Annotated in this window: 18 protein-coding genes; 12 read left to right on the forward strand and 6 right to left on the reverse strand. The window is 72.5% G+C overall.

Going from position 1 to position 24,806, the window contains the following annotated elements; all coding sequences use genetic code 11:
- Positions 1-15 precede the first annotated feature (15 nt).
- A complete protein-coding gene (locus ACFWYS_RS23400) occupies positions 16-621 on the forward strand; it encodes a response regulator transcription factor (protein ID WP_384772181.1) in 606 nt (201 codons plus the stop codon).
- Here the strand turns inward: ACFWYS_RS23400 and ACFWYS_RS23405 are convergent.
- The 4 genes from ACFWYS_RS23405 to lanKC all read right to left on the reverse strand — a co-directional run bounded on the left by ACFWYS_RS23405 (position 551) and on the right by lanKC (position 7,129).
- Positions 551-2,473 (reverse strand): ABC transporter ATP-binding protein, encoded by a 1,923-nt coding sequence (locus tag ACFWYS_RS23405; protein WP_384772184.1) that lies wholly within the window; start codon positions 2,471-2,473, stop codon positions 551-553. The two genes, ACFWYS_RS23400 and ACFWYS_RS23405, sit on opposite strands and share 71 nt — an antisense overlap.
- On the reverse strand, positions 2,434-4,233 hold the full coding sequence (locus ACFWYS_RS23410) for an ABC transporter ATP-binding protein (protein ID WP_384772187.1): 1,800 nt from the start codon (positions 4,231-4,233) through the stop codon (positions 2,434-2,436). The genes ACFWYS_RS23405 and ACFWYS_RS23410 overlap by 40 nt, the downstream gene beginning before the upstream one ends.
- 99 nt (positions 4,234-4,332) lie before the next feature.
- On the reverse strand, positions 4,333-4,479 hold the full coding sequence (locus ACFWYS_RS23415; protein ID WP_272113282.1) for a SapB/AmfS family lanthipeptide: 147 nt from the start codon (positions 4,477-4,479) through the stop codon (positions 4,333-4,335).
- The gene (gene lanKC, locus ACFWYS_RS23420) at positions 4,466-7,129 is read right to left on the reverse strand and encodes a class III lanthionine synthetase LanKC (RefSeq protein ID WP_384772190.1); all 2,664 of its coding nucleotides are present in this window, start codon (positions 7,127-7,129) and stop codon (positions 4,466-4,468) included. The genes ACFWYS_RS23415 and lanKC overlap by 14 nt, the downstream gene beginning before the upstream one ends.
- A gap of 180 nt (positions 7,130-7,309) precedes the next feature.
- Here lanKC and ACFWYS_RS23425 point away from each other — a divergent pair, with 180 nt between their 5' ends.
- From ACFWYS_RS23425 to ACFWYS_RS23450, 6 genes are all read left to right on the forward strand, one after another.
- Positions 7,310-7,819, forward strand: coding sequence for an O-acetyl-ADP-ribose deacetylase (locus tag ACFWYS_RS23425; RefSeq protein WP_384772193.1), 510 nt, complete (start codon positions 7,310-7,312; stop codon positions 7,817-7,819).
- A 27-nt stretch (positions 7,820-7,846) separates the two neighbouring features.
- Complete coding sequence (locus ACFWYS_RS23430; RefSeq protein WP_384772196.1) at positions 7,847-7,993, forward strand: hypothetical protein; 147 nt, start codon at positions 7,847-7,849, stop codon at positions 7,991-7,993.
- A gap of 134 nt (positions 7,994-8,127) precedes the next feature.
- Positions 8,128-16,311 carry a type I polyketide synthase gene (locus tag ACFWYS_RS23435; protein ID WP_384772198.1) on the forward strand — a complete coding sequence of 2,728 codons (8,184 nt, stop codon included), beginning with the start codon at positions 8,128-8,130 and terminating at the stop codon, positions 16,309-16,311.
- Between the two features lie 41 nt (positions 16,312-16,352).
- Positions 16,353-17,315 carry an FkbO/Hyg5 family chorismatase gene (locus tag ACFWYS_RS23440; protein WP_384772201.1) on the forward strand — a complete coding sequence of 321 codons (963 nt, stop codon included), beginning with the start codon at positions 16,353-16,355 and terminating at the stop codon, positions 17,313-17,315.
- Positions 17,305-18,588, forward strand: a complete 1,284-nt coding sequence (locus ACFWYS_RS23445; protein WP_384772204.1) for an NAD(P)/FAD-dependent oxidoreductase — start codon at positions 17,305-17,307, stop codon at positions 18,586-18,588. The genes ACFWYS_RS23440 and ACFWYS_RS23445 overlap by 11 nt, the downstream gene beginning before the upstream one ends.
- Before the next feature lie 175 nt (positions 18,589-18,763).
- Complete coding sequence (locus ACFWYS_RS23450) at positions 18,764-19,246, forward strand: hypothetical protein (protein ID WP_384772206.1); 483 nt, start codon at positions 18,764-18,766, stop codon at positions 19,244-19,246.
- A gap of 60 nt (positions 19,247-19,306) precedes the next feature.
- On the opposite strand, the gene ACFWYS_RS23455 is transcribed toward ACFWYS_RS23450, so the two are convergent.
- Positions 19,307-19,669, reverse strand: coding sequence for an ArsR/SmtB family transcription factor (locus tag ACFWYS_RS23455; protein ID WP_384772209.1), 363 nt, complete (start codon positions 19,667-19,669; stop codon positions 19,307-19,309).
- A 145-nt stretch (positions 19,670-19,814) separates the two neighbouring features.
- Here ACFWYS_RS23455 and ACFWYS_RS23460 point away from each other — a divergent pair, with 145 nt between their 5' ends.
- Together ACFWYS_RS23460 and ACFWYS_RS23465 are read left to right on the forward strand one after the other, a co-directional pair.
- On the forward strand, positions 19,815-21,305 hold the full coding sequence (locus ACFWYS_RS23460; protein WP_384772211.1) for an AlkA N-terminal domain-containing protein: 1,491 nt from the start codon (positions 19,815-19,817) through the stop codon (positions 21,303-21,305).
- Between the two features lie 34 nt (positions 21,306-21,339).
- Positions 21,340-21,822: a methylated-DNA--[protein]-cysteine S-methyltransferase gene (locus ACFWYS_RS23465; protein ID WP_384772214.1), complete on the forward strand. Its 483-nt coding sequence runs from the start codon at positions 21,340-21,342 to the stop codon at positions 21,820-21,822.
- 10 nt (positions 21,823-21,832) lie between these two features.
- Here the strand turns inward: ACFWYS_RS23465 and ACFWYS_RS23470 are convergent, their stop codons facing one another.
- A complete protein-coding gene (locus ACFWYS_RS23470; protein ID WP_384772217.1) occupies positions 21,833-22,201 on the reverse strand; it encodes a VOC family protein in 369 nt (122 codons plus the stop codon).
- Positions 22,202-22,378: 177 nt separating this feature from the next.
- Here ACFWYS_RS23470 and ACFWYS_RS23475 point away from each other — a divergent pair, with 177 nt between their 5' ends.
- The 3 genes from ACFWYS_RS23475 to ACFWYS_RS23485 all read left to right on the forward strand — a co-directional run bounded on the left by ACFWYS_RS23475 (position 22,379) and on the right by ACFWYS_RS23485 (position 24,796).
- On the forward strand, positions 22,379-23,017 hold the full coding sequence (locus ACFWYS_RS23475; RefSeq protein WP_384772220.1) for a hypothetical protein: 639 nt from the start codon (positions 22,379-22,381) through the stop codon (positions 23,015-23,017).
- Between the two features lie 143 nt (positions 23,018-23,160).
- Positions 23,161-23,415 carry a ferredoxin gene (locus ACFWYS_RS23480; protein WP_384772223.1) on the forward strand — a complete coding sequence of 85 codons (255 nt, stop codon included), beginning with the start codon at positions 23,161-23,163 and terminating at the stop codon, positions 23,413-23,415.
- Positions 23,372-24,796 (forward strand): NAD(P)/FAD-dependent oxidoreductase, encoded by a 1,425-nt coding sequence (locus ACFWYS_RS23485; protein WP_384772226.1) that lies wholly within the window; start codon positions 23,372-23,374, stop codon positions 24,794-24,796. The genes ACFWYS_RS23480 and ACFWYS_RS23485 overlap by 44 nt, the downstream gene beginning before the upstream one ends.
- Positions 24,797-24,806: the final 10 nt, after the last annotated feature.

A 24,806-nucleotide genomic window follows, 5' to 3' on the forward strand; every position in this document is an offset into this window, starting at 1 on the left:
AAGGGTGGAGCGACATTGATACGCGTTCTTCTCGTCGAGAAAGCCCGCCTGGTGCGGGGAGCGTTCGCCGCTCTGCTGTCTCGCGAAGAGGACATCGAGGTCGTTGCCGAAGCCGAGGGCAATGGTGAGGTGCTCGCGCGGGCACAGTTGTGCCGCCCGGACGTGGCCGTCATCGACGTCGACTCCAAGGAAGGGGAGGAGTTCGCCGCGCGGGGCGAGCTGGGGGCGCGGCTGCCGGACTGCCGGATGCTGCTGCTGATGGCCTCGACGACACCCGACCGGCTGCGCCGCATCCTCGACCTGCACGCGCCCGGTGTCATCAGCACGAACGCCCCGGCGGACCGCCTGGTCCACGGCGTCCGCAAGCTGGTCAGGGGGCAGCGGTTCATCGACCCCGAGTTCGCGCTGGTCGCGCTGGACGCGGGGGAGAACCCGCTGACCCCTCGGGACGTGGAGATCCTGCGGCTGACCGCCGACGGCACACCCACCCGCGAGATCGCCGAGCGGTTGTCGCTGTCCGTGGCCACGGTCCGCAATCACCTGTCGGCGATCACCAGGAAGACCGGCGGCCGCAATCGGATCGACGCCATCCGGATCGCCCGGGAGTCGGGCTGGGTGTGACCGCGGGGAGGTGAACGGCGAGCCGCAGGAGGACCCGGACCGCCTCCCGTACCCGCCTCGTACGGCTCCTCGGCCCGACGGGCGCCAAGGGCGGGTCCGCCGTGCCCCAGTGGCCGACCAGGTCGCGGTAGAGCGCGCAGCCGGCGATCAGCTCCTCGTGGGTGCCGAGGACGATCCGCGTGCCGTCCATGACCAGGATCCGGTCGGCCCGCAGCGCCGAGCTGATGCGATGGGCCACCACGATCAGGGTGCCCGGGCGACGGGCGAAGGCCCGCTCGGCGACCGCCTCGGCGACCGGGTCGAGATGGCAGGTGGCCTCGTCCAGCAACGTCAGTCGGGGTGCCGGTAGCAGGGCGCGGGCCAGGGCCACGAGCTGGCGCTCCCCGGCCGAGAGGTCACGCGGGTCCAGCGGTGCGTCGTAGCCCCCCAGCCGCTCCACCAGCTCGGCCGCGCCCACGGCACGGACCGCGGCCTCCACGTCCGCCCGGCCGGCGCCGGGTACCAGGTAGGCGAGGTTCTCCTCCAGCGTCCCGGAGAACACGTACGCCTCCTGCGGGATGAGCACCCGGCGCCGGGCCAGGTCGTCGCCCCCGGCCAGGGCGAGAACCGGTACCCCGTCGAGGCGCACCTGCCCCGCCCGCGGTTCCAGTACCCCCGCGATCAGCGCGGCGAGGGTGGACTTCCCGGCACCGCTCGGCCCCACCACGGAGAGGTGCTCACCCGGCCGCACGACAAGGTCCAGATCTTGAATCACCGGCTCCGCGGACTCGGCGTAACCGAAGGTGAGCCCACGCGCCTCCACACGGGCGGCACCGGGCCGGACGGGGGCATGCGCCGACGTGGCGTCGCTACCGGCCCCCACGGCCCCGGGTTCGGCGGCTCCGGCCCCGGAGCGCTCCGGCTCCGCCGCGATCTCGGCCATCCGGCCCACGGTGACGAGCAGCCACAGTCCGCTGCTGCCGAGTCCCTGGACGAACCCCTGCAGGGCCGGTTGCAGTGCCTGCGACACGTAGGTGACCGCCCCGAGGATCGCGCCCGCCGTCACACCGTTGCGGACCAGCCAGGGTGCGCCGAGCAGGATGAGCAGCAGAGGTACCCAGCCGCTGATGCCCAGGGCGGCGGTCCGGACGGCGGTGAGCCGGGCCAGCGACACGGCGGCCCGCGCCGCGGCGTCCACCCGGGCACCCGTCTGCGCCCGTACGCGTTCCTCGGCACCGCACGCGACCACGTCCCGCAGCCCGCCCGTGAGGGCGCCGGCCGCCTCGGCGATGCGCTCGTCCGCCAGGATGACCTCCCGCTGCTGTGCGGCCATCGCCCGCAGCGCCGCGGCGAACAGGGCGAGGCCGATCAGCAGCGGGGGCAGCACGAGCACGAGCAGTACGGGATCGAGGCCGGCCAGCCCCACGCACACACCCACCGTGGTGACCAGGAACCCCTGCACGAACAGCACGATCGCGCCGTAGGCGTCCCGGGCCCGTTCGACATGCTCGGTGAGCCGGGCCACCCCGGCGGTGTCGGCTGGCTCGCCCAGCCGGGCGGACCGGTGCAGCGTGCCCGTGGTCACGAGGGTGACCAGCTCGTCCCGGAAGGGTTCGATGAGCGCGGCGAGCCCCAGGGTGGCGTGCCGGGTGGCCCAGGCTCCGACGAGACAGGCGAGCGCCAGGACGCCCAGCCAGAGGAAACCGGTGGCGGGCCGGTCGGCGAGGAAACCGTCGTCCACGGCGCGGGCCACGATCCACCCGGACAGAAACGCCGGTACGGCCTGGACCAGCGACCAGGCCACGAGCCGCCCGTACTCCCGGCGCCGACTGCTCAGCGAGGAGCGAAGGATCCGGACCGATCGCCGTCGCACCGCACACTCCCTCCATCCGCCTGGAACGCGGCCCGGTAGGCGGGATCCGCCCACAGCGCGCGATGCGTCCCCCGCCCGCGCACCGTGCCGTCGGCGAGCCAGACCACGAGGTCCGCGCGGGCCGCCGTGGAGGCCCGGTGCGTCACGACGATCCGCGTACGGTCGGCGAGCGCGCCGGTGAGCACCTGGCTGATGTGATGCTCGGTCACCGTGTCCAGGCTGGCGGCGACGTCATCGAGGATCAGCACCCGGCCGGCCTGCACGAACGCCCGTGCCAGCCCGACCCGTTGGGCTTCCCCGCCGGAGATCGGCGTGTCGGCGACGCGGCTGCCGTAGCCGGCCGGCATGTGCCGGATGAACGCGTCGGCCCGGGCCGCCCTGGCCCCGGCCGTCAGCTCCTGATCGGACACGGGCCGGGGGCCGAATCCGATCGCGTCGGCGAAGGTCTCCCCGAGCAGCACCGGGCGTTCGAAGCCGTAGCCGACCGCCCGCCTGAGCTCCTCCCGGCCCAGGCGGCGCAGCGGCACACCGTCCAGCCGTACCTCGCCCTCGTCCGGGTCGACCAGCCGCCCGGCGAGCGCGGCCAGCAGCGACTTCCCGGAGCCCGACCTCCCCACCACGGCGACCAGGGCGCCTCCGGGGACGACCAGGTCGAGACCCGAGAGCACGGCGCCGCCGGTACCACCCGTGCCGCCGGTACCCCCCGCGCTGCTGGCGCCGCCTGCACCGCCCGCACCGCCCGTGCCGCGCATCGTCACGTTCCGGAACTCCAGCTGCCCGGAGCCCTCGGGAAGGCGCGCGTCGCCGTACGCCACCGGCGGTTCGGCGACCACCTCGGCGATGCGGCCGGCCGTCGCACGGGCCTGGGCCAGCTGGTTCAGCGAGGACATCACGTCGCCGATGCCGGCCGCCATGACGACGTACTCGCTCGCCGCGAGCACGTCGCCCGCCGTGATGCGCCCCTGCGAGAGGGCCAGACCGGCCACGGCCAGCACGGCGACCTCCAGCAGGGGGACGACGAGGGCTCCGCTCGCCGAGATCCGGGCGACCGTGTCCCACATGCTCAGCCCGTGCCGGCGCAGTTCGGGAAGCGGCGCGAGGACACGTCGTGCCTCGCGGTCGACGGTGCCGGCCGCGGTGATCGTCCGGATGCCGCCCAGGGCGTCGGTGAGCCGTGCGGCGATGCTTCCCTGGACGCGGAAGTAGCCCTCGTTGGCGTCGGAGATGTCACGGAGGAAGGCCCGCACCAGGAGCACCACGAGCGGCATCCCGGCGAGGAAGGTCAGGCACAGCCAGTAGTCGATGAGCGCCAGGGCGACGATCGCGCCGAGCGGCGGTACGAGGCCCATGACGACCCACACCAGGCCAGAGGCGACGTTCCCGGTCCGTGCCGCGTTGCCGACGAGGCGGCTGACCAGGTCACCCGGCGTGAATCTGCGGGTGGCCCGGGTGCCCAGCGCCAGTACCTGCCCGATCAGCGTGTGCCGCAGCCAGGCGGTCGACCGGGCCTCGGCCACCTGCCCCACCAGGTCGTCCAGGGCTTCGCAGGTCACCAGGACGAAGATCAGCAGGCCGCTCAGGGTCAGCCAGTGCGCGATGTCGCCGTCGCTCAGGACGGCGTCCACGGTGCGGCCCATGACGGCCGGCAGCGCCAGGGAGGCGCCGGTGAGCAGCGACGCCATGAGCATCGTGACGCCCACCCAGACACCACCGTGCCGGGCCGTCGACAGCAGGAGGCGATCGGGTGCGCGCAGGCCCATGGCTCCTCCCGGGCAGCCCCGGTCGTGCGCGATGGGGAGGGGTCGGGCGCGACCGGGGCAGGGTGGCGGGGGCGCGGGAAGCGCCCCCGCATCGGACGGCTACTTGCTGCTGCACAGCAGCAGGCTGATGTTGCTGGCCTTGCCCGCGCAGAGCGTGACACTGAGGTTGCTGTGCTTCTTGCCGCCTCCGCCTCCGCCGCCGGTGGCGACGGTGGGGTCGAGCGTCTGCAGCTCAAGAACGATCATCAGGGCTCACCTCCTTCCTGGCCTCGCGGGAACGAGGGTCCGGGGCCGTGGGGCGCGCGTTCCGGCGCTCGCTCGGAGCGAGGAACGGCAGCCGCACGGGGCGGTCGTGCAGGGCCGAGCCCACGGCGAGCAGGACGCCCGCGCCGCCGGTGGCCAGGTCCGTGGACAGGCGCAGCAGTTGATCGCCCGGGAAGGCCAGCTGCCCCTGGTGGTCGAGTGCGTGCCGGGACAGCCGGCGCACCTGCTCGGCGACCACCGGGTCCCGCAGGCAGGCCGTGCCGGGCGGATGCGGCCGGCTGAGGGCGAGGATCATCCCGGCCATGCCCGAGAAGAGCCCGGACTGGATGAAGAAGCGCTCCCTGGCGGCGGTGCGGATCGCGGCGGACGCCGCACGGAACCCGTCGTCGGCACGGTGGGTGAGGTAGTCGTCCAGCACGAGGCCGATCCCCGCGCTGCCGCCGCCCAGGTACGGCAGGGTCCGCCAGCCCTCGTCGACCTCCAACGCCCCGCTGTCCCGGACGACGCAGCGGCGCAGGTCGCGCCGCAGCGCGGTGCCGGCCAGCTCAAGGAACTCCGGGTCGCCGGTGGACTCGTACAGCCGCAGGAACATCAGGGCGGGCCCCGTCCAGCCGCGCAGCAGTCCCGCGGCCGTGCTCGCGTCGTCGCCGCCGTCGGCCGACGTCAGCCGGTCGGCGACGAGGCCCGCCACCGACAGGGCCGTGTCACGCAGCGCGGGGTCGCCGGTGGCGGCGGCGAAGTGCTGGAGGTTCAGGCCGATGCCGGCCAGCCCGCCGTGCAGGCCGGTCCCCAGCCGCTGCCACCGCTCGCCCAGGCACAGGTCGAGGATCTTCATCGCGACGTCGCGATGGCCGAGGCGGTCGAGCGTGTACGCGACGCCGTGCAGGCCGTCGTAGAGGCCGAGGTGCGTGCCGGGCTCCGGGTGCAGGGCGTGCCGTACGAGCCAGTCCTCGTGGTCCGGGTGCCGGCCGGCACCCACCTCGTCGAGCGCGTACAGCACCCCCGCCGCACCGTGCGCGAGCCCCAGCCCGCCGCCCGGCGCGGTGAACTGCTCGACGTCGCCCGGGAACAGCCGGTCGTCCCGCTCGGGTGTGGCGGCCGCGAGGATGCCGGCGGCCAGGGACGCGCGGGCGCGCACCCAGCCCCGCCGGTCCGGCTCCAGCCGCCGCGGCGCCCCGGAGCCGGCCGTCGTAGGGGCGTCCTCTCCGGTGATCACCCGTACGGCCTGGTCGAAGAACCCGGCGGGCAGGGGGAACTCCCGGGCGGCCTCCTCGGCGAGCTGCGCCGCCTTTCCCGGCTCCAGCTCCAGCAGCCCGGTGAGCGGCATGAACAGGGAGAGCCGCAGACAGGCCAGTGCGTAGTGGTCGATGTCGATGCCGGTACGGCCGGCCGGGGCCGCGAACCCCGGCGCGGCGAGCCGCTGCCGTCCCCGCTCGGCCGAGTCGGCGGCGCCCTCGAAGTCGATCAGCACCACATGGCCGTCGGGGCGGACCAGCATGTTGTCGGAGTGCAGGTCGCCGATGATCATGCCCCGGCCGTGCACCGCGGCGACTGCCTGCTCGACCTCGTCGAGCATGTCGAGGGCCCAGGAGGTGTAGCCGCCGGTGTGCGTGACGTCGGCCTGCGGCAGGACCAGCGGGTACTGGTCCACGAAGAGGCTGTTGAGCGTCTGTCCCTCGATGAACTCCTCGACCAGGAAGTGGTGTTCACCCAGCACGAAGTGGTCGAGCAGCTCCGGCACACAGTCGAGCCCGCGCAACTGTTCGAGGGCTTCCCTCTCGCGCCGTTGCCTGGTGACCGCGTCGGCGCCGTCCAGGGTGAGCCCCGCGTACGGCCGGGCCTCCTTGAGGACGACCCGCCGGCAGGTCCGCAGGTCATGGCCGGTGTACAGGCCGCCGCCGTTGGAGAAGTGCACGGCGCTCTCGATGCGGTACGGCAGCTCGGCGACGGTCGAGCTGTTGCGCGCCGCCACCTGGGGTTCGAGGAACCCGGGCAGCGTCACCCACTCCGGCACCCGGAACGCCGGTCCGCGCACATCGGGCACCAGCTGCCCCGACCCGTCCTCGATCGCCGGGACGGTCTCCCCGTCCGGCGCCACGCAGGTCCGGGAACTGAAGCCGCCGTACCTGACGTACAGCGGGCCGTCCCCCCAGCGCAGGTCACTGAGGATGTACGGGCCGGACCGGCCTTGCAGGACGGCGCCCAGCTCGGTGAGGACCGTCTCCAGCTGGGCCTCGTCGGCCGGGTAGAGGGTGACGAACTTGCCGCTCGATCCGCGGTGGGCGTACTTGGCGTTGGCCAGCAGCAGGTTGTCCGCGCCGCGCAGGAACTTGAAGGCGATGCGGCGGGGCACGCAGTAGTCCCACACCGCGGTGAGCACGTCCTGGGCGTTGTCGAGGGTGGCCGACACATGGATCTTCCAGCCCTGCGGGGGCAGTTCGACACCGTCGGGACCGAGCACCACCCAGTCGTCCAGTCCGGAGCGCTGCCATGCGTCCGGGACCGGGCACCGGGCCTGGTGGAAGTCGTTGTCCTGTTCCTGGACACGGGTGGGCGTGTCATAGAAGCAGGGGTTCATGAGGCAATAGGCCTCGTATCGCATGTCCACGGGTGTCTCCGCAGTTCCGCTCATCGGCGTCTGTGGACTTCTTGGGGGAACGTTCACCCGGGATCAGTAATGAGGATCCCAGAGTCGCCCGCCGCGGAACACCACCGTTCCTCACGGATACGGCGGGAAACCGTCCTCCCGGGGCCGGGAGCAAAGACGGTCTGTCCCGGCCCGTTCGTACGGGGGGCTGCTATAGAGGCAGTCATGACCACCATCAGGCTCGTCCAGGGCGACATCACACGAGAGAGCGTCGACGCGATCGTCAACGCCGCGAACTCCTCCCTCCTGGGAGGGGGCGGGGTCGACGGCGCGATCCACCGCCGCGGCGGCCCGGCGATCCTCGACGAGTGCCGCAAGCTGCGCGCCTCCCACTACGGCAAGGGCCTGCCCACGGGGCAGGCGGTCGCCACCACCGCCGGAGAGCTGGACGCCCGGTGGGTGATCCACACGGTGGGGCCCCGGTACTCCCACGAGGAGGACCGGTCGGAGCTGCTGGCCTCCTGCTACCGGGAGTCGCTACGGGTGGCGGACGAACTGGGCGCCCGCACCGTCGCCTTTCCGGCCGTGTCGGCGGGCATCTACGGATGGCCGATGGACGACGCCGCCCGGATCGCGGTGGAGACCGTACGGGCGACGCGGACGTCCGTCGAGGAGGTCAGGTTCGTCCTCTTCGACGAGGACGCGTACAACGCGTTCGCACGGCAGGTCCGATGACCGCGAGCCGGAGAGCTGCACGGCGCGGTGAAAGGTAACGACGACGGGGTCGGCGGCTTCGGAGTGCGGTTCGCTCTTCTGGGGCCCTTGCGCGCCCGGCGCGCCCGCGAGCAGCTCTTGCTCGGCATGCGGGACGCCGAACTGGACGCGCTGGTCGCCGATTCGGAGCGGTGACCGCGAAATCGCCATCCTTGGCGGCGAGTACACGGTGTGGCTTTGAATCCTCTGTTTTCCGTACGAGGCGTAGGAGCATGTTCCAGACGCCGCGTTCCCGGGATTCTGAGCCCAAGTCGCACAGGGTTGGAAAATTGCTGAGTAAAGAACTGATACGGCCCGTATCCGGGCTGCTTGAATCACATGCCGACCGCACGCCGGACCGCCTGGCGTTCTCCGACTCCGCGCGCAGCGTCTCCTACGCCGAACTGGAGCTGCGCACCGCCAGACTCGCGGCGCATCTCGCCCGCGTGGGCGTCGGTCGCGGCGACCGGGTCGCGTTCTGCCTCGGTACCTCCGTGGAGACGGTGGAGAGCTGTCTGGCCGTGCTCCGGGCGAGCGCCGTCGGAGTCCCCCTGAATCCGCGCACCTCCGACGCGGAACTCGCCCAACTCCTCGCCGACAGCGGGGCGTCGGTCGTCATCGTCGACCCCGCACGCCTGGCCCGCGTGAAGCGGCTGCCACCCGAGTGCCGGCCCGCCCATGTGCTGCTGACCGGCGCGGACCCGGTCCCCGCGGACGCGCCCGCCTCGACCGTGCTGTTCAGCGACGTCGCCGGCACGGACACCGCCGAACGGCCACGGGACGATCTCGGGCTCGACGAGACGGCGTGGCTGCTCTACACCTCCGGCACCACGGGCCGCCCGAAGGGCGTGATGTCCACTCAGCGCGGCGCGCTGTGGTCGGTCGCCGCGTGCTACGCCCCGATCCTCGGGTTCTCCGCCGCCGACCGGCTGCTGTGGCCGCTCCCCTTGTTCCACAGCTTCGGGCACTCGCTCGCGCTCCTGGGAACCGTCGCGGTCGGTGCGAGCACCCACCTCACGGGCGATCTGCTCGCGCCCGGCGAACTGCTCCACCAGGTGCGCGCCTCGGCGGACCACCCCGACGGCCCGTTCACCATGCTGGCGGGAGTACCCACGACCTACCGCCAACTGGCGCCCACCACCGCCGACTTCGAGGAGAACGGGCCGACGCGCACGGGCCTGCGGCTGGCCGTCGTGGCCGGGGCACCGAGCTCCGTACGACTGCGGCAGTCCGTCGAGAGCCTGCTGGGAGCGCCCCTCCTCGACTTCTACGGCAGCACCGAGACCTGTGGCGCGATAGCCATCTCCCGGCCGGACGAGCCGAGTGCCGAAGGCTCCTGCGGGCAGCCGGTGCCGGGCGTCCGGGTGCGGCTGGTCGACCCGCGGTCCGGCGAGCCCGCCCCGGCGGACGGGGAGGGGGAGGTGTGGGTACGGAGTCCGGGGATCATGACGGGCTACCGCGACCAGCCCGAGGCGACGGCGGCGGCCCTCGTCGACGGCTGGTACCGCACCGGCGACATGGGCCGCTGGGCGGAACACGGAAGCCTCACACTCACCGGCCGGGTCAGCGAGATGATCATCCGGGGCGGCGAGAACATCCACCCGGCGGAGATCGAGGACGCGCTGCTGAGCTGCCCCGGTGTGGCCGACGCCGTCGTGACGGGGGCCGCGCACCCGGTCCTGGGCGAGGTGCCCGTCGCCGGTGTGGTGCCGGGCACGGACAGCCTCGACCTGGCTCAAGTGCAGGCCCACTGCCGGGCGTTGCTCGCCGAGCACAAGGTCCCGGTGACGATCCGGCGGATCGCGTCCGTTCCCCGCACGGCATCCGGCAAGATCACGCGTACGGCCGTCGTACTGGACCCGCCCCGACCGGACGCACCGTCCGGCGCGCGGCCCGGCGACCCGAGCCCGGCCGAGCCGCCCGCCTCGCCGGACGTCCTCCTCGCGACGGTGCTGGACGAGACGGCCGCACTGTGCGGGGCGGAGCCGGGCAGGCGACCGGCCGCCGACCGAGCGTTCACCGACCTCGGACTCACCTCCGTGGGCGCCGTCACGCTGGTCGAGCGGCTGAGCACACTGACCGGACTGCGCCTGCCGGCCACCCTGGTCTTCGACCGGCCCACGCCCGCCGAAGTCGCCCGGCACATATGGACCGAACTCACCACCACGCAGACCCCTCGTGCCGGTACGGCCGTCCCGCGTGCCGCGCGCGACCTGGCCGACGATCCGGTGGTGATCGTCGCCATGAGCTGCCGCTACCCCGGTGACGTCGGCTCGCCCGAGGACCTCTGGCAGCTGGTGGCCGAGGAGGGCGACGCGATCTCCGGCTTCCCGGCCGACCGGGGCTGGGACCTGGAAGCCCTCTACGACCCCGACCCGGACGGGTTCGGCACGACCTACACCCGGCACGGCGGCTTCCTGCACCGCGCCGCGGAGTTCGACACGAGCCTGTTCGGGATCTCGCCGCGCGAGGCCCTGGCCACCGACCCCCAGCACCGGCTGCTCCTGGAGACCTCCTGGGAGGTACTGGAACGGGCCGGCATCGACCCGCTGTCGCTGCGCGGAAGCGACACGGGCGTGTTCGTCGGGGTGATGTTCGACGACTACGCCACCCGCTTCAACGGCCCCCACGAGCTGGAAGCCCATCTGGGCATCGGCTCGGCGGGCAGTGTGGCCTCCGGCCGGATCTCCTACACGTTCGGCTTTCACGGGCCCGCCGTCACGGTCGACACCGCCTGCTCGTCCTCGCTCGTCTCGATGCACTCGGCGCTGGAGGCGCTGCGCTCGGGCCGGTGCTCACTCGCCCTGGCCGGGGGCGTCACCGTCATGGCGACGCCCAAGTCGTTCGTCATGTTCAGCCGGCAGCGCGGGCTCGCCCCCGACGGCCGCTGCAAGTCGTTCTCCTCGTCGGCGGACGGCACCGGCTGGAGCGAGGGAGCCGGCATGGTGCTCCTGGAACGGCTGTCCGACGCGCGGCGGAACGGCCACCCGGTCCTGGCCGTGCTGCGGGGTACCGCCGTCAACTCCGACGGCGCCTCCAACGGCCTCACCGCACCCAGCGGACAGGCCCAGCAGCGGCTGATCGAGCAGGCACTGGACAGCGGGGGACTACGGCCCGGCGACGTGGACGCGGTGGAGGCCCACGGCACCGGCACCACACTCGGCGACCCGATCGAGGCGCACGCGCTGCTGGCGACCTACGGGCAGGGACGTACCCCGGAGCAACCGCCGTTGTGGCTGGGCTCGGTCAAGTCCAACCTCGGGCACACCCAGGCGGCGGCGGGCGTCGCCGGGGTCATCAAGATGGTGATGGCGATGCGGCACGGCGTACTGCCGCGCACCCTGCACGTCGACGCGCCGTCGCCCCATGTGGACTGGTCCTCGGGCCGAGTGGAACTCCTGACCGCCTCCCGCCCGTGGCCGACGACCGGCCGCCCGCGCCGAGCCGGTGTCTCGGCGTTCGGGATCGGCGGCACCAACGCCCACGTCATCCTCGAACACGTCCCGGAGCCCGCCGAGCACGCGGGGCCCGACGCCGGGCAGACTCGCGCGGCCGCGGTGCCCGCCGTCGGGCCGACTTCCGCGGCCGCGGTGCCCGCCGTCGGGCCGACTTCCGCAGCCGCGGTGCCCGGCGCCGAGCCGGCTCCCGTACCCGCGGTGCCCTGGCTGATCTCCGCGGCCGACGAGACCGCACTGCGCGCCCAGGCGCGGCGGCTGGCGGCCTGGGTGGCGGCCCGGCCGGACGTGCCGATGACGGACACCGGCTTCTCCCTCGCCGTGTCGAGGTCCACGCTGCCCCACCGGGCGGCGGTGTCGGCCGGTGACATCGACGGCATGGTGGCGGCCCTGCGCATCCTCGCCCGAGGTGAGCACGGCGTCACGACCTTCCGGGACGTAGCGGACGGCCCCGGTCTGCGCACGGCGTTCCTCTTCACCGGGCAGGGCGCCCAACGCTTGGGCATGGGACGGGAGTTGAGCGAGGCGTTCCCGGTCTTCGCCGCCGCGCTCGACGAGGTGTGCGGAGAGCTGGACCGTCATCTGGAGCACCCGCTGCGCACGGTGATGTTCGCGGACCCCGCATCGGCCGAGGCCGCGCTGCTCGACCGTACGGACTTCACCCAGACCTCGTTGTTCGCCTTCGAGGTGGCGCTGTTCCGCCTGCTGGAATCCTGGGGCGTGCGGCCGGACTTCCTCGCGGGACACTCGGTCGGCGAGCTGGCGGCGGCCCATGTCGCCGGTGTGCTGGACCTCGCCGACGCCGCGGAACTCGTCGCCGCCCGAGGCCGTCTGATGCAGGCGCTCCCGGCGGGCGGACGGATGGCGGCTCTGCACGCGGCGGAGGACGAGGTGGCCGCGCTCCTCGTGGAGTCCGGGCTCGCGGGACGGGTCGCGATCGCCGCGGTGAACGGGCCCCGCTCCGTCGTCGTCTCCGGGCCGGGCGAGGACGTGCGCTCCCTCGCCGACCGGTTCGCCGCACAGGGGCGGCGTGTCGTACGACTGCGGGTGAGCCACGCCTTCCACTCGCCGCTCATGGAGCCGATGCTCGACGAGTTCCGCCGGGTCGCCGAACGACTGACCTTCCGGCCACCGCGGATCCCGGTCGTCAGCGCCGCATCGGCGGGCGTGGGCGAGGACCTGTGTTCCGCGGACTACTGGGTGCGGCATGTGCGTCTGCCGGTCCGGTTCGCGGACGCGGTGCGGTGGTTGCACGACGCGGGCGTCGCGGCGTTCCTGGAACTGGGGCCGCGACCCGTCCTGACCGCGGCCGCCGAGGACTGCGTCGCGGCGGCCCCGGGCGGTCAGGAGCCGGAGCCGGTGCTCGCCGCCACCGTCCGGCCGGGCGAGCCGGAGCCGGAGACCCTGCTGTCCGCCCTGGCCCGCCTCCATGTACGCGGCGCGGGCGTCGACTGGCCCGCCGTGTTCGCCGGCAGCGGGGCACGCCGCGTGGACCTGCCGACGTACGCCTTCCAGCGCCGCAGGTACTGGCTGGACCCTCCGAGCACGACGGACCATGCCTCCACGGTGACGCGCGCACAGGGCCATCCGCTGCTGGGCCCGGCCTTCACGCTGCCGGACACGGGCGGCGCGGTGCTGTCCGGGCTGCTCTCCGCCGAGGCCCAGCCATGGCTGGACGACCATGTCGTCGCCGGTGTGCGTCTGGTGCCCGCGACGGCCTTCGTGGAGATGGCGGTCCGCGCCGGGGACCAGGTGGGGTGCGGGGGAGTGGAGGACCTCGTCGTCCTGGCACCGCTCACGCTGCCCACCGGCGCCGCGGTGTGCGTCCAGGTCCTGGTCGGCCCCGCCGACGCCGAAGGCCGGCGCTCGGTCGACATCCATGCCCGCCCCGGGAATCCGGAACCTGCCGCGGACGACTCCGACGTGCCGTGGACCCGGCATGTCACCGGAGTACTGGCGAGCGTGCCGGAGACGGCGGAACACGACTTCCCCGAGGGCGACTTCACGGTGTGGCCGCCCGAGGACGCCGTCGAGCTGGACCTCACGGACGCCTACGACACGGTGGCGCAGGACGGCATCGTCTACGGCCCCGCGTTCCAGGGCGTCCAGGCGATCTGGCGTCGGGGCGGGGACCTGTTCGCCGAGGTACGGCTGCCCGAGCCGGGGGCCGGACAGGCGGCCCGGTTCGCGCTGCATCCGGCGTTGTTCGACGCCGCCCTGCATGTCGCCCTGCTGGCCGCGTCCGGTCCCGGTCCGGAGTCGGCGCCGGTCCGGGTGCCGTTCGGCTGGAGCGGGGTGCGCCTGTACGCCGGTGGAGCCACGGCGCTGCGGGTGCGGCTGACCGAACAGGGCGCGGACTCCGTCTCGGTGAGCATGGCCGACCCGACGGGCAGGCCGGTCGCCATCGTCGGCTCCCTGACCACCCGGGAACTCCCCGGCATACGGCGCGATCCCGCCGAGGACCTGGTCCGGCGCGCCCTGCTGTGCCCCGACTGGGTGCCCGTCGAGGCACCCGACGGCGCGGAGGGCGGCCTCTGGACCACCGTCGGCCCCGACGACCTGGGCCTCGCCGCGCTCCTCCCCGGCCTCACCCACCCGGCCGATGCCGTCGGAACCAGGCCCGACCTGGTGGTGGCCACGGCAGTGGGGCTCGTGGACGACCCCGATCCCGTGTCCGCGACACACGACCTCACCGCCAGAATGCTCAGGACGTTGCAGAACTGGCAGGACGACCCCGCCTCGGCGGGCGCACGGCTGCTGGTCCTGACGCGGAACGCCACCGCCGCCGTACCCGATCTGGCCGGGGCCGCCGTCTGGGGGCTGGTGCGCACGGCGCAGTCGGAGATGCCCGGACAGGTCGTGCTGGTCGACGTGGACGGCCACCCGGAGTCCCTACGACGGCTTCCCGCGGCCGTGGCCACGGGCGAGCCCCAGATATCCATCCGGGCCGGCCGGACGACGGTGCCCAGGCTGACGAGGACCGCCCCCGGTACCGGCGCCACCGGATTCGGCGAGCAGGGCACGGTCCTGATCACCGGCGGCACCGGCGCCCTCGGCGCGGAACTCGCCCGCCACCTGGTCACCGCCCATGGCGTACGGCATCTGCTGCTCACCGGGCGACGCGGTCCGGCGGCGCCCGGCGCGGCGGAACTGCGCGCCGCCCTGGGGGACTTGGGGGCCCGGGTCCGCATCGTCGCCTGCGACGCGGCCGACCGTGCCGCGCTCGCGGACGTGATCAACGGCAGCGAGCCGCCGCTGTCCGCCGTGGTCCACGCGGCCGGCGAGCTCGACGACGGTGTCCTGGCGAGGCTGACCCCCGAACGGCTGGCGACCGTGCTGCGGCCGAAGGCCGACGCGGCCTGGAACCTGCACGAACTGACCCGGGAACTCGACCTCACGGCATTCGTCGTCTTCTCCTCGGCCTCGGGCCTGCTGGGCCGTCCCGGGCAGGGAAACTACGCGGCCGCGAACTCCTTCCTGGACGCCCTGGCCCGCCACCGCACCGCCCAGGGACTGCCCGCGCAGTCACTGGCCTGGGGACTGTGGGAACACTCCGGCGGCATGGCCGCCCAACTCCGGCAAGCCGTACGGCCCCAGGCCGCCGACGACGGCTTCCCCGCACTGTCCCCCGAGGCGGGCCTGGCCCTCTTCGACGCGGCCCTGCGACAGGGAGAACCCGTCCTGGCACCCTTCCTCCTGGACCGGGCCGCACTGCGGTCCGCCGGTACGCCCGTGCCGCCACCGCTGCGCGAGCTGATCCCCACCGGCCGGCCCACCATCACGTCCGGGCCGCACGACCGGGCCGGAGGGCGGGCCATGGAGCAACCCGGCTCGTGGCGCAGCCGGTTGGCCGACCTGCCCGCCGGGGAACGCGAGGGAACCCTCTCCGCGCTGGTCCGCCAGGCCGTGGCCGAAGTCCTCGGCTACCCCGACGCCGACGCGCTGCCCTCCGGAAAGGCCCTCACCGACCTCGGGTTCGACTCCCTGATGGCGGTCCAGGTACGCGACCGGCTGAGCCACGCCTGCCAGATCCGGCTCCCCGCCGCCGTCGTCTTCGAGCACCCCACGACCCAGGCGCTCACCCGGCACATCCTGGACCAGCTCGGCGAACTGCCGGAAAGGGAAGGGGAAGTGGAGACGGTGACGGCAGCCCCGGGCGACCGGCCGACGCACAGCCTCGCCGCCGTCTACCAGAAGCTCTGCGCGGCCGGCCGATTCGTCCCGGCGATGCACCTGCTGCTCAGCGCCTCCTGGGCGCTGCCCACCTTCGACGCCTCCGAGAGCGGCACCCGAGCCCTGCCGCCCCTGCGCCGGACCAGCGGCGGCCGGGGACCGGTGCTGGTCTTCTTCCCAGGCCTGCAGCCCCGGCTCGACTTCCCCGGCGGCGAGTACGCGCAGTTCCAGCGCTGCTTCGACGGCGAGTCGGAGATCATCGAGTTCCGGCATCCGGGACTGGACGAAGGCGACGCCGTGCCCGCCGACCTGGAGGCGCTGGCCCGCACCCAGGCCGAGGCCGTACTGCGGCACGTGGGCGACCGGCCGTTCGTCGTCATCGGCGTGTCCAGCGGCGGCGCCGTCGCCCACGCCGTGACCCGCCGCCTCGAAGCACAGGGCGTGCCGCCGCTCGCCCAGGTCCTGCTGGACACCTACCTCGTCAACGACCAGAACCACGGCAAGGACTGGCTGCTGGCACTGCCGGCCGGCATCGCGCCGCTGCTCGGGACGAGCCGGTACTCGGCGGACGAGAACACCGGGCTGGCCGCGATGGGCGCGTACACCCGGCTGTTCCTCGACTGGGCTCCGGAACCGGTGGCCACCAGGACCCTGCTGGTGCGCGCCACCGAGCCGACCCCGCAGATGGCGGCCGGACCCGACGCCGACCACTGGCAGACCTCCTGGCCACTGCTGCACGAGTGCGTGGACGTCGCCGGCGACCACCTCGGCTTCCTCCAGGAGCACGCCCGGACCACGTCCGAGGCCGTACGCGCCTGGATCGGCTCCCTGGGGGCCGACCAGTGACACCCCTCCTGAAACCACTCGCCGCTCATGAGCCACTCCCCGTGAGTCCGGAGGACTCCCCGGCACTCGCCGTGATCAACTACACGACCCGACCGCTCGGCCCCGTGATCCGCGACGGAATTCCGCAGATGGACCTTCACATGTCCCATACGACCCGTGACGGCTTCGCGGAGGTCTGGCCGGCCCAAGGCGCCGTGCTGTCCGGTGAGGACCAGGGAATCGTCCATGCCCGCGACGGCGTCCACATGTTCTGCGCCGGCCGGATCGCCCCCGCCCCCGCCTACGTCAAAACCGCCCGCGACGCGTATATGACGGCCTTGAACCTCCTCGCCTCGGCCGGTTACACCGAGATATTCCGGGTCTGGAACGTCATCGGACGCATCAACGACGACAACGCCGAAGGGCTGGAGATCTACCAGGACTTCTGCCGGGGTCGCGCCGAGTCATTCGAGGTGTGCGCTCCGGAAACCTGGCAGATACCGGCGGCCAGCGGAGTGGGCGCACTGGGCGAGGGCATCTCCTTCTATCTGCTGGCCGCACGTCCCGGACGTACGACCAGTATCGAGAACCCCCTCCAAGTCCCCGCGTACCGCTATCCCGAACGGTACGGGCCGAAATCACCCACCTTCGCCCGGGCCACCCACGTGCGGCCCCCGCACGAGGCGAACGGCGCCGACACGATCTATGTCTCCGGTACGGCCGCCATTCGCGGACACGAAAGCCTGCACATCGGCGATGTCGAGGCCCAGTGCCGGATGTCGCTGGACAACATCGCCCAACTGCTCGCCCCGGGGAACATCACCCGGCACGGCCTGAGCGGCCCCACCGGACTGACGTCGATGCGCCAAGTCCGGGTCTATGTCAGGGAACAGGCCGACATTCCGCTGGTGCGGCGCCTGTGCCAGGAGGCATTCCCCGCCGCGACCGACATCTCATTCCTCAATGTTGACCTGTGCCGCCGGGAACTCCTGGTGGAGATCGAGGGGATCGCGCATGACCAGTAACGTCAAGGACGTCGACGTCGTAGTGATCGGCGGCGGCCCCGGCGGTTCCGTCGCCGCCGCGACGCTCGCCAAGGCCGGACGCCGCGTGCTCCTGGTCGAACAGCGGAGATTCCCCCGCTTCCACATCGGGGAGTCGATGCTGCCGTACAGCATGGGACTCTTCGAGCGCATGGGCATATCCGACCATGTCGCCTCCCAGGGATATGTGATCAAGCCGGGAGCGGAATTCATCGTGCGGGACGCGGTTTTCCGAATCCCCTTCGCCGACCAGGGGCCGGACCGGCATCCGGTGACCTATCAGGTGGAACGCTCCCGCTTCGACGCGATGCTGCTGCAGAACGCCCGCGACCAGGGGGCGATGGTGGTGGAGAACGCATCGGTCACCGAAGTCCTCTTCGGCGACGCCGAACGAGCCGAGGGAGTGCGTTTCCAGTTCGGCGGACTGACGCACACGGTGACCGCACGCCATGTGATCGACGCCGGTGGACGGTCCAGCCGGATCGCCAGACAGCTGGGTCTGCGGCGCATCAACACCAAACTCCGCAATGTGGCGGTGTTCCGGCACTACAAGGGATTCGACGACGCCAACACGCCCGGCCATCGCGGAGACATCCAGATCGGCGCGCACCAGGACGGCTGGGTGTGGGCCATTCCCATCGCGCAGGACCGGATCAGCATCGGCGCGGTCACCGCACGCTCCACGGTTCGTGAATCGAGCCCGGAGGCCGTTTTCGAGGAGCACCTCTCCCGTGTCGCGCGCATCGGGCAACGGCTCACCGGGGCGGTCTCCGATTCCGACATCAAGGTCGAGACCGACTACACCTACTACGCGGACGACGTCTGCGGGCCGGGCTGGTCGCTGGTCGGAGACGCGGGCTGCTTCGTCGACCCCATGTTCTCCGGCGGGGTGTTCCTCGCGATGGCGACGGGCATGCGGGCCGCCGAGACGGCCGCGGTCATTCTCAAGGATCCGGACTCGGCGGAGATCTGGCAGGCCGGATACGCCAACTTCTTCAAGACCGGCTACGACACCTACATGCGGCTCGTCTACATGTACTACGAGTCCCATTTCAATATGCCGAGCGTCCTCACACCCGCCGGACTCGGCATTCTGGGCGACCCCTGGTTCGCCCGGCTCGTCAGCGGTGACTTCTGGAGCAAGGAGAACCCGGTCGCCGAGTTCCTGCGTGCTCAGCCGCAGTGGAACACCTTCTCCCCGTTCTCGGTGGCCTACGGCTGCCCGATCTACTCCACCGACACCGAGCCGATGTGACGAGAACGGCTCTCATGGCGGGCCCCGTGGATGCCGCAGAAGTACAGCCGCCGGTCGAGATCCTCGACCCTTTCGGCCAGTTGCCCGAGCCGTCGCACCCGCAGTGAACGGCGCCCCAGGTTGATCCGTACCACTCGTCGTACGGCTCGCGGACCCGCGGATCACGGAGAGGCACGTGCCACAGCAGTCACACCGAGGAAGCACCGGGCGCCCCGCGCCTGCCGCCCGTCCGGTACGAGGCGCCGCGACGGCCGGCTGTCTGGTCCTGCTTCTCCTGGCCACCGCGTGCGGCGCAGGCGGCGGGGACGAGGAGAAGGCCGCCGCGAAGACCAACCGCACGCAGGTCTCCGCCTCGGCGGCCGGCGTCGTCGCTCCGGCGAAGGTCGAGGTCATCGCCGACCTGACGGGCTGCAAGGTCAAGATCCGGACCGACGCCGACGAACTGCGTGAGGGGGTCTGCCACACAGCCAAGGGCGACTACCTCATCACGACGTTCCCCGCGGAGAAGTACAAGCTGACCTGGCTCGACTCTGCCTCCATATACGGCGGCAAGTATCTCGTCGGCACCCGCTGGGTGGTCAGCGCAACCCCCAAGCTCCTGGAACAGCTCCGCCCCCGGCTGGGCGGCACCATCCAGAATCTGCGCGGAACGTCCTGACGGCGTCGGCGGTCATCGACGCCTGGGGTCACGGACGTCGGCGGTCATCGACGTCTGCGGTCATTCCGCCGCGTCGCTGAGTCCCAGCCGCAGATGCTCGACGTGGTACACGGCCTGGTCGAGCAGCTCGGCGACATGGTGGTCGTGCAGCGCGTACACGACCGACCGGCCCCGCCGCTCGCCTACCACCAGGCCGAGATTGCGCAGCAGCCGTAGCTGGTGCGAGCAGGCGGACTGCTCCATGCCCACCTCCGCCGCCAACTCCGTGGCCGGCAGCGGACCTTCGCGCAGACGCGCCAGGATCAGCAGACGGGACGGGGTGGAGAGAGCCTGGAGAGTGGTGGCCACCTTGGCGGCATTGGCCGCGTCCAGGCGTACGCGCTCGGTGGACTCCTGCGCGGTGGTGACGGCTCCATGACCCATGAGCGGTATCTTACGCGTCGCACCTGAACGCATGAATGGTCCTTCATGCGTAGGTCGCTTCCGTGATCCGCGGGACCCCAGGACAGCCGAGGTTGATGTCGGATTCTCGCCAGCCGCCTCCCTCCCGAGGGCCGATGCTGGACGTATGCAGAAGGGGATGCACACCGACACGGAGCGCTGCGTGCGCGCCGTACAGTCCAAGGACGCCCGCTTCGACGGCTGGTTCTTCACGGCGGTCGTGACGACCGGGATCTACTGCCGGCCCAGCTGCCCGGTGGTCCCGCCCAAGCCGCAGAACATGCGGTTCTTCCCGAGCGCGGCCGCCTGCCAGCAGGCCGGATTCCGGGCCTGCAAGCGCTGCCGCCCGGACACCAGCCCCGGTTCCCCTGAGTGGAACCAGCGCGCCGACCTCGTGGCCCGCGCGATGCGGCTGATCGCCGACGGCGTCGTGGACCGCGAGGGCGTGCCCGGCCTCGCCGCCCGGCTCGGCTACAGCACCCGGCAGATCGAACGCCAACTCCTCGCCGAACTCGGCGCCGGCCCGCTCGCCCTGGCCCGCGCCCAGCGCGCCCAGGCGGCCCGGCTCCTCATCGAGACGACGCCCCTGCCCATGGCGGACATCGCCTTCGCGGCCGGGTTCGCCTCCATCCGCACCTTCAACGACACCGTCCGCGAGGTCTTCGCCCTCTCGCCGACGGACCTGCGCACCCGCGCACCTCGCAGCGCACCGGGCACCCCGGGCGGCGCCACCGGCGCCCTGACCCTGCGCCTGCCGTTCCGCGCCCCCCTCAACCCCGACAACCTCTTCGGGCACCTCGCGGCGACCGCCGTACCCGGCGTCGAGGAGTGGCGGGACGGTGCCTACCGGCGCACGCTCAGGATGCCGTACGGCCATGGCATCGTGTCCCTGACGCCGCAGCCCGACCACATCGCCTGCCGTCTCACCCTCAGTGACCTGCGCGATCTGACCGTGGCGATCAGCCGGTGCCGCCGGATGCTCGACCTGGACGCCGACCCGGTCGCGATCGACGACCAGTTGCGTACGGACCCGATGCTGGCGCCCCTGGTCGACAAGGCGCCCGGCCGCAGGGTGCCGCGCACGGTCGACGAGGCCGAGTTCGCCGTACGGGCCGTGCTGGGCCAGCAGGTCTCCACGGCGGCGGCCCGCACCCACGCGGCCCGTCTGGTCACCGCGCACGGTGAGCGGGTCGACGACCCCGAGGGCGGCCTCACCCACCTCTTCCCGGCCCCCGCGGCACTGGCATCGGTGGACCCGGAGTCACTGGCGATGCCCCGCACCCGCCGCACGACGTTCACCACGCTGGTCCGTCAACTCGCCGACGACGAGGTGTGGTTGGGCCCCGACAGCGACTGGCCCGAGACCCGGGCCCGCCTTCTGTCCCTCCCTGGCTTCGGCCCCTGGACGGTCGACGTCATCGCCATGCGCGCCCTCGGCGACCCCGACGCCTTCCTCCCCACCGACCTCGGAATCCGCCGCGCCGCCCAGGAACTGGGCCTCCCGTCGACACCGGCGGCGCTCACGGCACGCGCGGCGGCCTGGCGCCCCTGGCGGGCGTACGCCGTCCAGTACCTGTGGGCGACGGACAGCCACCCGATCAACTTCCTCCCGGTGTAAGCACGTCAAGCACGTGAAGCGTAAGGAACCGAAGATGAAGCAGCACACCGTCATCGACAGCCCGTACGGCCCGCTCACCCTCGTCGCCGAGGACGGCGCCCTGTGCGGCCTCTACATGACCGGCCAACGCCACCGCCCACCCGAGGAGACCTTCGGGGAGCGCGACGAGACGCCCTTCGGGGCGGCCATCGACGAACTAGCGGCGTATTTCGCGGGCGACTTGAAGGAGTTCACCCTCGAACTGAGCCTGAACGGCACCGAGTTCCAACAGCGCGTCTGGGACCAGCTGCGCCGCATTCCCTACGGCGAGACCCGCTCGTACGGCCAACTCGCCGACGCCCTGGGCAACTCCGGCGCCTCCCGCGCGGTCGGCCTCGCCAACGGCAAGAACCCGATCGGCATCATCGTCCCCTGCCACCGCGTCGTCGGCGCGAACGGCGGCCTCACCGGATACGGCGGCGGCCTGGACCGCAAGCAGCGGTTGCTGGACTTCGAGAACGGGACGGCGCTTTTCTAGCGGGCCCGCATCAGCCGGTCCGCTCCGCCGCACCGCGCTCCACGCAGAACTCGTTGCCCTCCGGATCGGCGAGGACCGCCCAGCCCGTCCCGTCCGGCCTGCGACGGTCGTCGACCAGGGTGGCGCCGAGGGCGAGGAGCCGCTCGACCTCCTCGTCCCGGGTGCGATCCTGCGGCTGAAGATCCAGATGAACCCGGTTCTTCACGCTCTTGGGCTCCGGGACGGTGACGAACAGCAGCCCCGCCCCCTCGATCAACACGTCCTCGTCCCCCGGCTCGTCGTCCTCGTGCACGGGCAGGCCCAGCACCTGGGACCAGAAGCCGGCGAGACGGTAGGCGTCGGCGGAGTCGATCGTCGTATGGCGGATGGCAGAAGTCATGGCCTGGATTCTGATCCACTCGCCGAGCCCCCGCAGCCGCTTTTCGGGCCGTCCGCGTTCTGTGCGGTCACGCACCTGTATGGCGCACCGCGGTCTTCCGCCCGAGTGACCCCGGTGGCGTGAGTCCCGTAATCGCTGGTCTCTGTACGAAGGAGAGCAGGCAGAAAGCGAGAGACCATGGCACGCGGCGACGAGCGACTCGCGACACCCTGGGCCGCCGGGGTGGCCGGAGTGGTGTTCGCGATCCTGATGGCCACGGCGATCGTCCTGGTGCGCGTCGCTCTGCCCGACGGCGGGGGCGACGGGGCCGTCGACGCCGGACAGCGCAGCGCCCTGCGGACGGCACTGGAGCTGCTCCCGTTCGCCGGGATCGCGTTCCTGTGGTTCATGGGCGCCCTGCGTGAACAGGCCGGCGAGGGCGAGGACCGGTTCGTGGCCACCGTGTTCCTGGGCAGTGGCCTGGTCTTCGTCGCCACCCTGTTCGGCGCCGCCGCGGCGGCCGGCACCGCAATCGACGAGAGCCGGCAGAGCTCCGGCTCCGGCTTCGGCCGCGACTTCGCCTACGCCCTGCTGACCACGTACGCCATGCGGATGGCGGCGGTCTTCATCATCACGACCTCGACCATCGGCCGCCGACTCGGCGTCCTCCCGCGCCCGCTCGTCGTCCTCGGCTATCTGGCGGGCCTGACGCTGCTGGTGGTGGGCTCGGACGTGCCTTGGTCCGAACTGGTCTTCCCGGCCTGGGCGCTGATCCTCAGCCTGAACATCCTGTGGGGCCCGCGCCCCGCCGGGGCACGGCCCGCCGCCCCGCCCTGATCAGGCCGCACCCGTCACGCCTCACCCTCACCCTTCACGCCTCGCGCCTCACCCGAACGGCCTCCTCCTCGTCGTCGCATCCCGTCCGGCCACCGAGAGTGGTCGAAGGAGGGCTGACCGGGCCCTTGGAGAGGACCGATCACGTGGTCAGGATTGCCGTCGATCTGAACCGCTGCCAGGGGTATGCGCAGTGCGCGTTCCTCGCCCCGGAGGTCTTCGCCATGCACGGCGAGGAAGGGCTGCTGTACGACCCGGACGTCGACGAGGCACAGCGCGAGAAGCTCGCCCGGGCCGCCGCGGCCTGCCCCGTCCAGGCGATCCTCGTGGATGCGGTGGACACGGTGGACGCGGTGGATGCCGGGGACGTACCGGCCGAGGCGGTGTCCGGTGCCCGGTGACGGATCCCTGGAACGGCTCAGGCACGAAGGCCACATCGTGGTCGTCGGCGCCTCACTGGCCGGCCTGCGGGCCGCGGAGGCCCTGCGGGAGAAGGGCTTCGCGGGGTCACTGACCATGATCGGCGACGAGCCCCACGAGCCGTACGACCGACCCCCGCTGTCCAAACAGGTGCTGCTGGGCAGGGCCAGGGCCGAGCGCACCGCGCTGCCCCGGCTCCGGGCCGTCGACGCCACCTGGCGGCTCGGCGTCGCGGCCACCGGCCTGGACATGGCCGGCAGGCGGGTGCGGCTGGCCGACGGCGACGAGGTGCCCTACGACCGGCTGCTGATCGCCACCGGGGTGCGGGCGCGGCCGTGGCCGCACGAGGCCGAGGCGGAGCTCGACGGCGTCTTCGTGCTGCGGGGCCGCGACGACAGTGCCGCGTTCGCCCGCCGGCTGGACGCGGGACCCAAGCGGGTCCTGGTCGTCGGGGCCGGGTTCACCGGCTCGGAGATCGCCTCCGCCTGCCGTGAGCGCGGCCTCGCCGTCACCGTCGTGGAGCGCGGCGCGGCCCCCCTGGTCGGCGCACTCGGCGGGGTGGTCGGCGCGGTCGCCGCCGAGATGCAGCGTGAGCACGGGGTGGACCTGCGGTGCGGGGTCATGGTGACCGCGCTGGAGGGCGACACCGCGGGACGGGTGCGTGCCGCACGGCTGTCCGACGGGTCGGTCGTGGAGACCGACGTGGTGGTCGTCTCGCTCGGCGCCACCCGCAACACCGAATGGCTCGCCGGTTCCGGGCTCGGCGCCGGGCCCCGCGGCATCGCCTGCGACGCGGGCTGCCGTGCCTTCGACATCCGCGGCATCGTGACCGACGACATCTACGCCGCCGGTGATGTCGCCCGCTGCCCGCACCCCCTGTTCGGCTACCAGTTCCTGGCCCTGGAGCACTGGGGCAACGCCGTCACCCAGGCCGGTGTCGCCGCGCACAACATGCTCAGCGAGAGCGCCGACCGGCTCCCTCACCTGGAGGTGCCGGCCTTCTGGTCCGCGCAGTTCGGAGTCAACATCAAGTCGGTCGGGGTGCCCTCGCTGGGGACGGAGATCCTCATCACGCAGGGCTCGCTCAAGGAACACCGGTTCGTCGGCGTCTACGGCTACCAGGGGCGCGTCATCGGCGCCGTGGCCTTCGACCAGGCCCGGTGGCTGCCGTTCTACCAGGAGCTGATCGAGTCCACCGCGCCGTTCCCGCCGCCGTTCACCACGGTCGACCGGCGTCCGGACGGACAGCGGCCGCTCGACGCGGACTTCCCCGACCCGTCGGTCCCCACCCACGGCCCCACCGTGACCGTCAGCGGCTACTCACCGGCCGACCGCCGGATGACGTTCACCCCGGCGCACTGATCCGCACGGC

Origin of the sequence: Streptomyces sp. NPDC059010 (assembly GCF_042740355.1) — a bacterium.
Classification (GTDB): Bacteria; Actinomycetota; Actinomycetes; order Streptomycetales; family Streptomycetaceae; genus Streptomyces.

Bases quoted from the DNA above. Each gene is read 5' to 3' on its own strand.
- ACFWYS_RS23410 (WP_384772187.1), bottom strand. From the start codon at position 4,233: ATGGGCCTGCGCGCACCCGATCGCCTCCTGCTGTCGACGGCCCGGCAC.
- ACFWYS_RS23415 (WP_272113282.1), bottom strand. From the start codon at position 4,479: ATGATCGTTCTTGAGCTGCAGACGCTCGACCCCACCGTCGCCACCGGC.
- lanKC (WP_384772190.1), bottom strand. From the start codon at position 7,129: ATGAGCGGAACTGCGGAGACACCCGTGGACATGCGATACGAGGCCTAT.
- ACFWYS_RS23425 (WP_384772193.1), top strand. From the start codon at position 7,310: ATGACCACCATCAGGCTCGTCCAGGGCGACATCACACGAGAGAGCGTC.
- ACFWYS_RS23445 (WP_384772204.1), top strand. From the start codon at position 17,305: ATGACCAGTAACGTCAAGGACGTCGACGTCGTAGTGATCGGCGGCGGC.
- ACFWYS_RS23455 (WP_384772209.1), bottom strand. From the start codon at position 19,669: ATGGGTCATGGAGCCGTCACCACCGCGCAGGAGTCCACCGAGCGCGTA.
- ACFWYS_RS23460 (WP_384772211.1), top strand. From the start codon at position 19,815: ATGCAGAAGGGGATGCACACCGACACGGAGCGCTGCGTGCGCGCCGTA.
- ACFWYS_RS23465 (WP_384772214.1), top strand. From the start codon at position 21,340: ATGAAGCAGCACACCGTCATCGACAGCCCGTACGGCCCGCTCACCCTC.
- ACFWYS_RS23470 (WP_384772217.1), bottom strand. From the start codon at position 22,201: ATGACTTCTGCCATCCGCCATACGACGATCGACTCCGCCGACGCCTAC.
- ACFWYS_RS23475 (WP_384772220.1), top strand. From the start codon at position 22,379: ATGGCACGCGGCGACGAGCGACTCGCGACACCCTGGGCCGCCGGGGTG.
- ACFWYS_RS23485 (WP_384772226.1), top strand. From the start codon at position 23,372: ATGCCGGGGACGTACCGGCCGAGGCGGTGTCCGGTGCCCGGTGACGGA.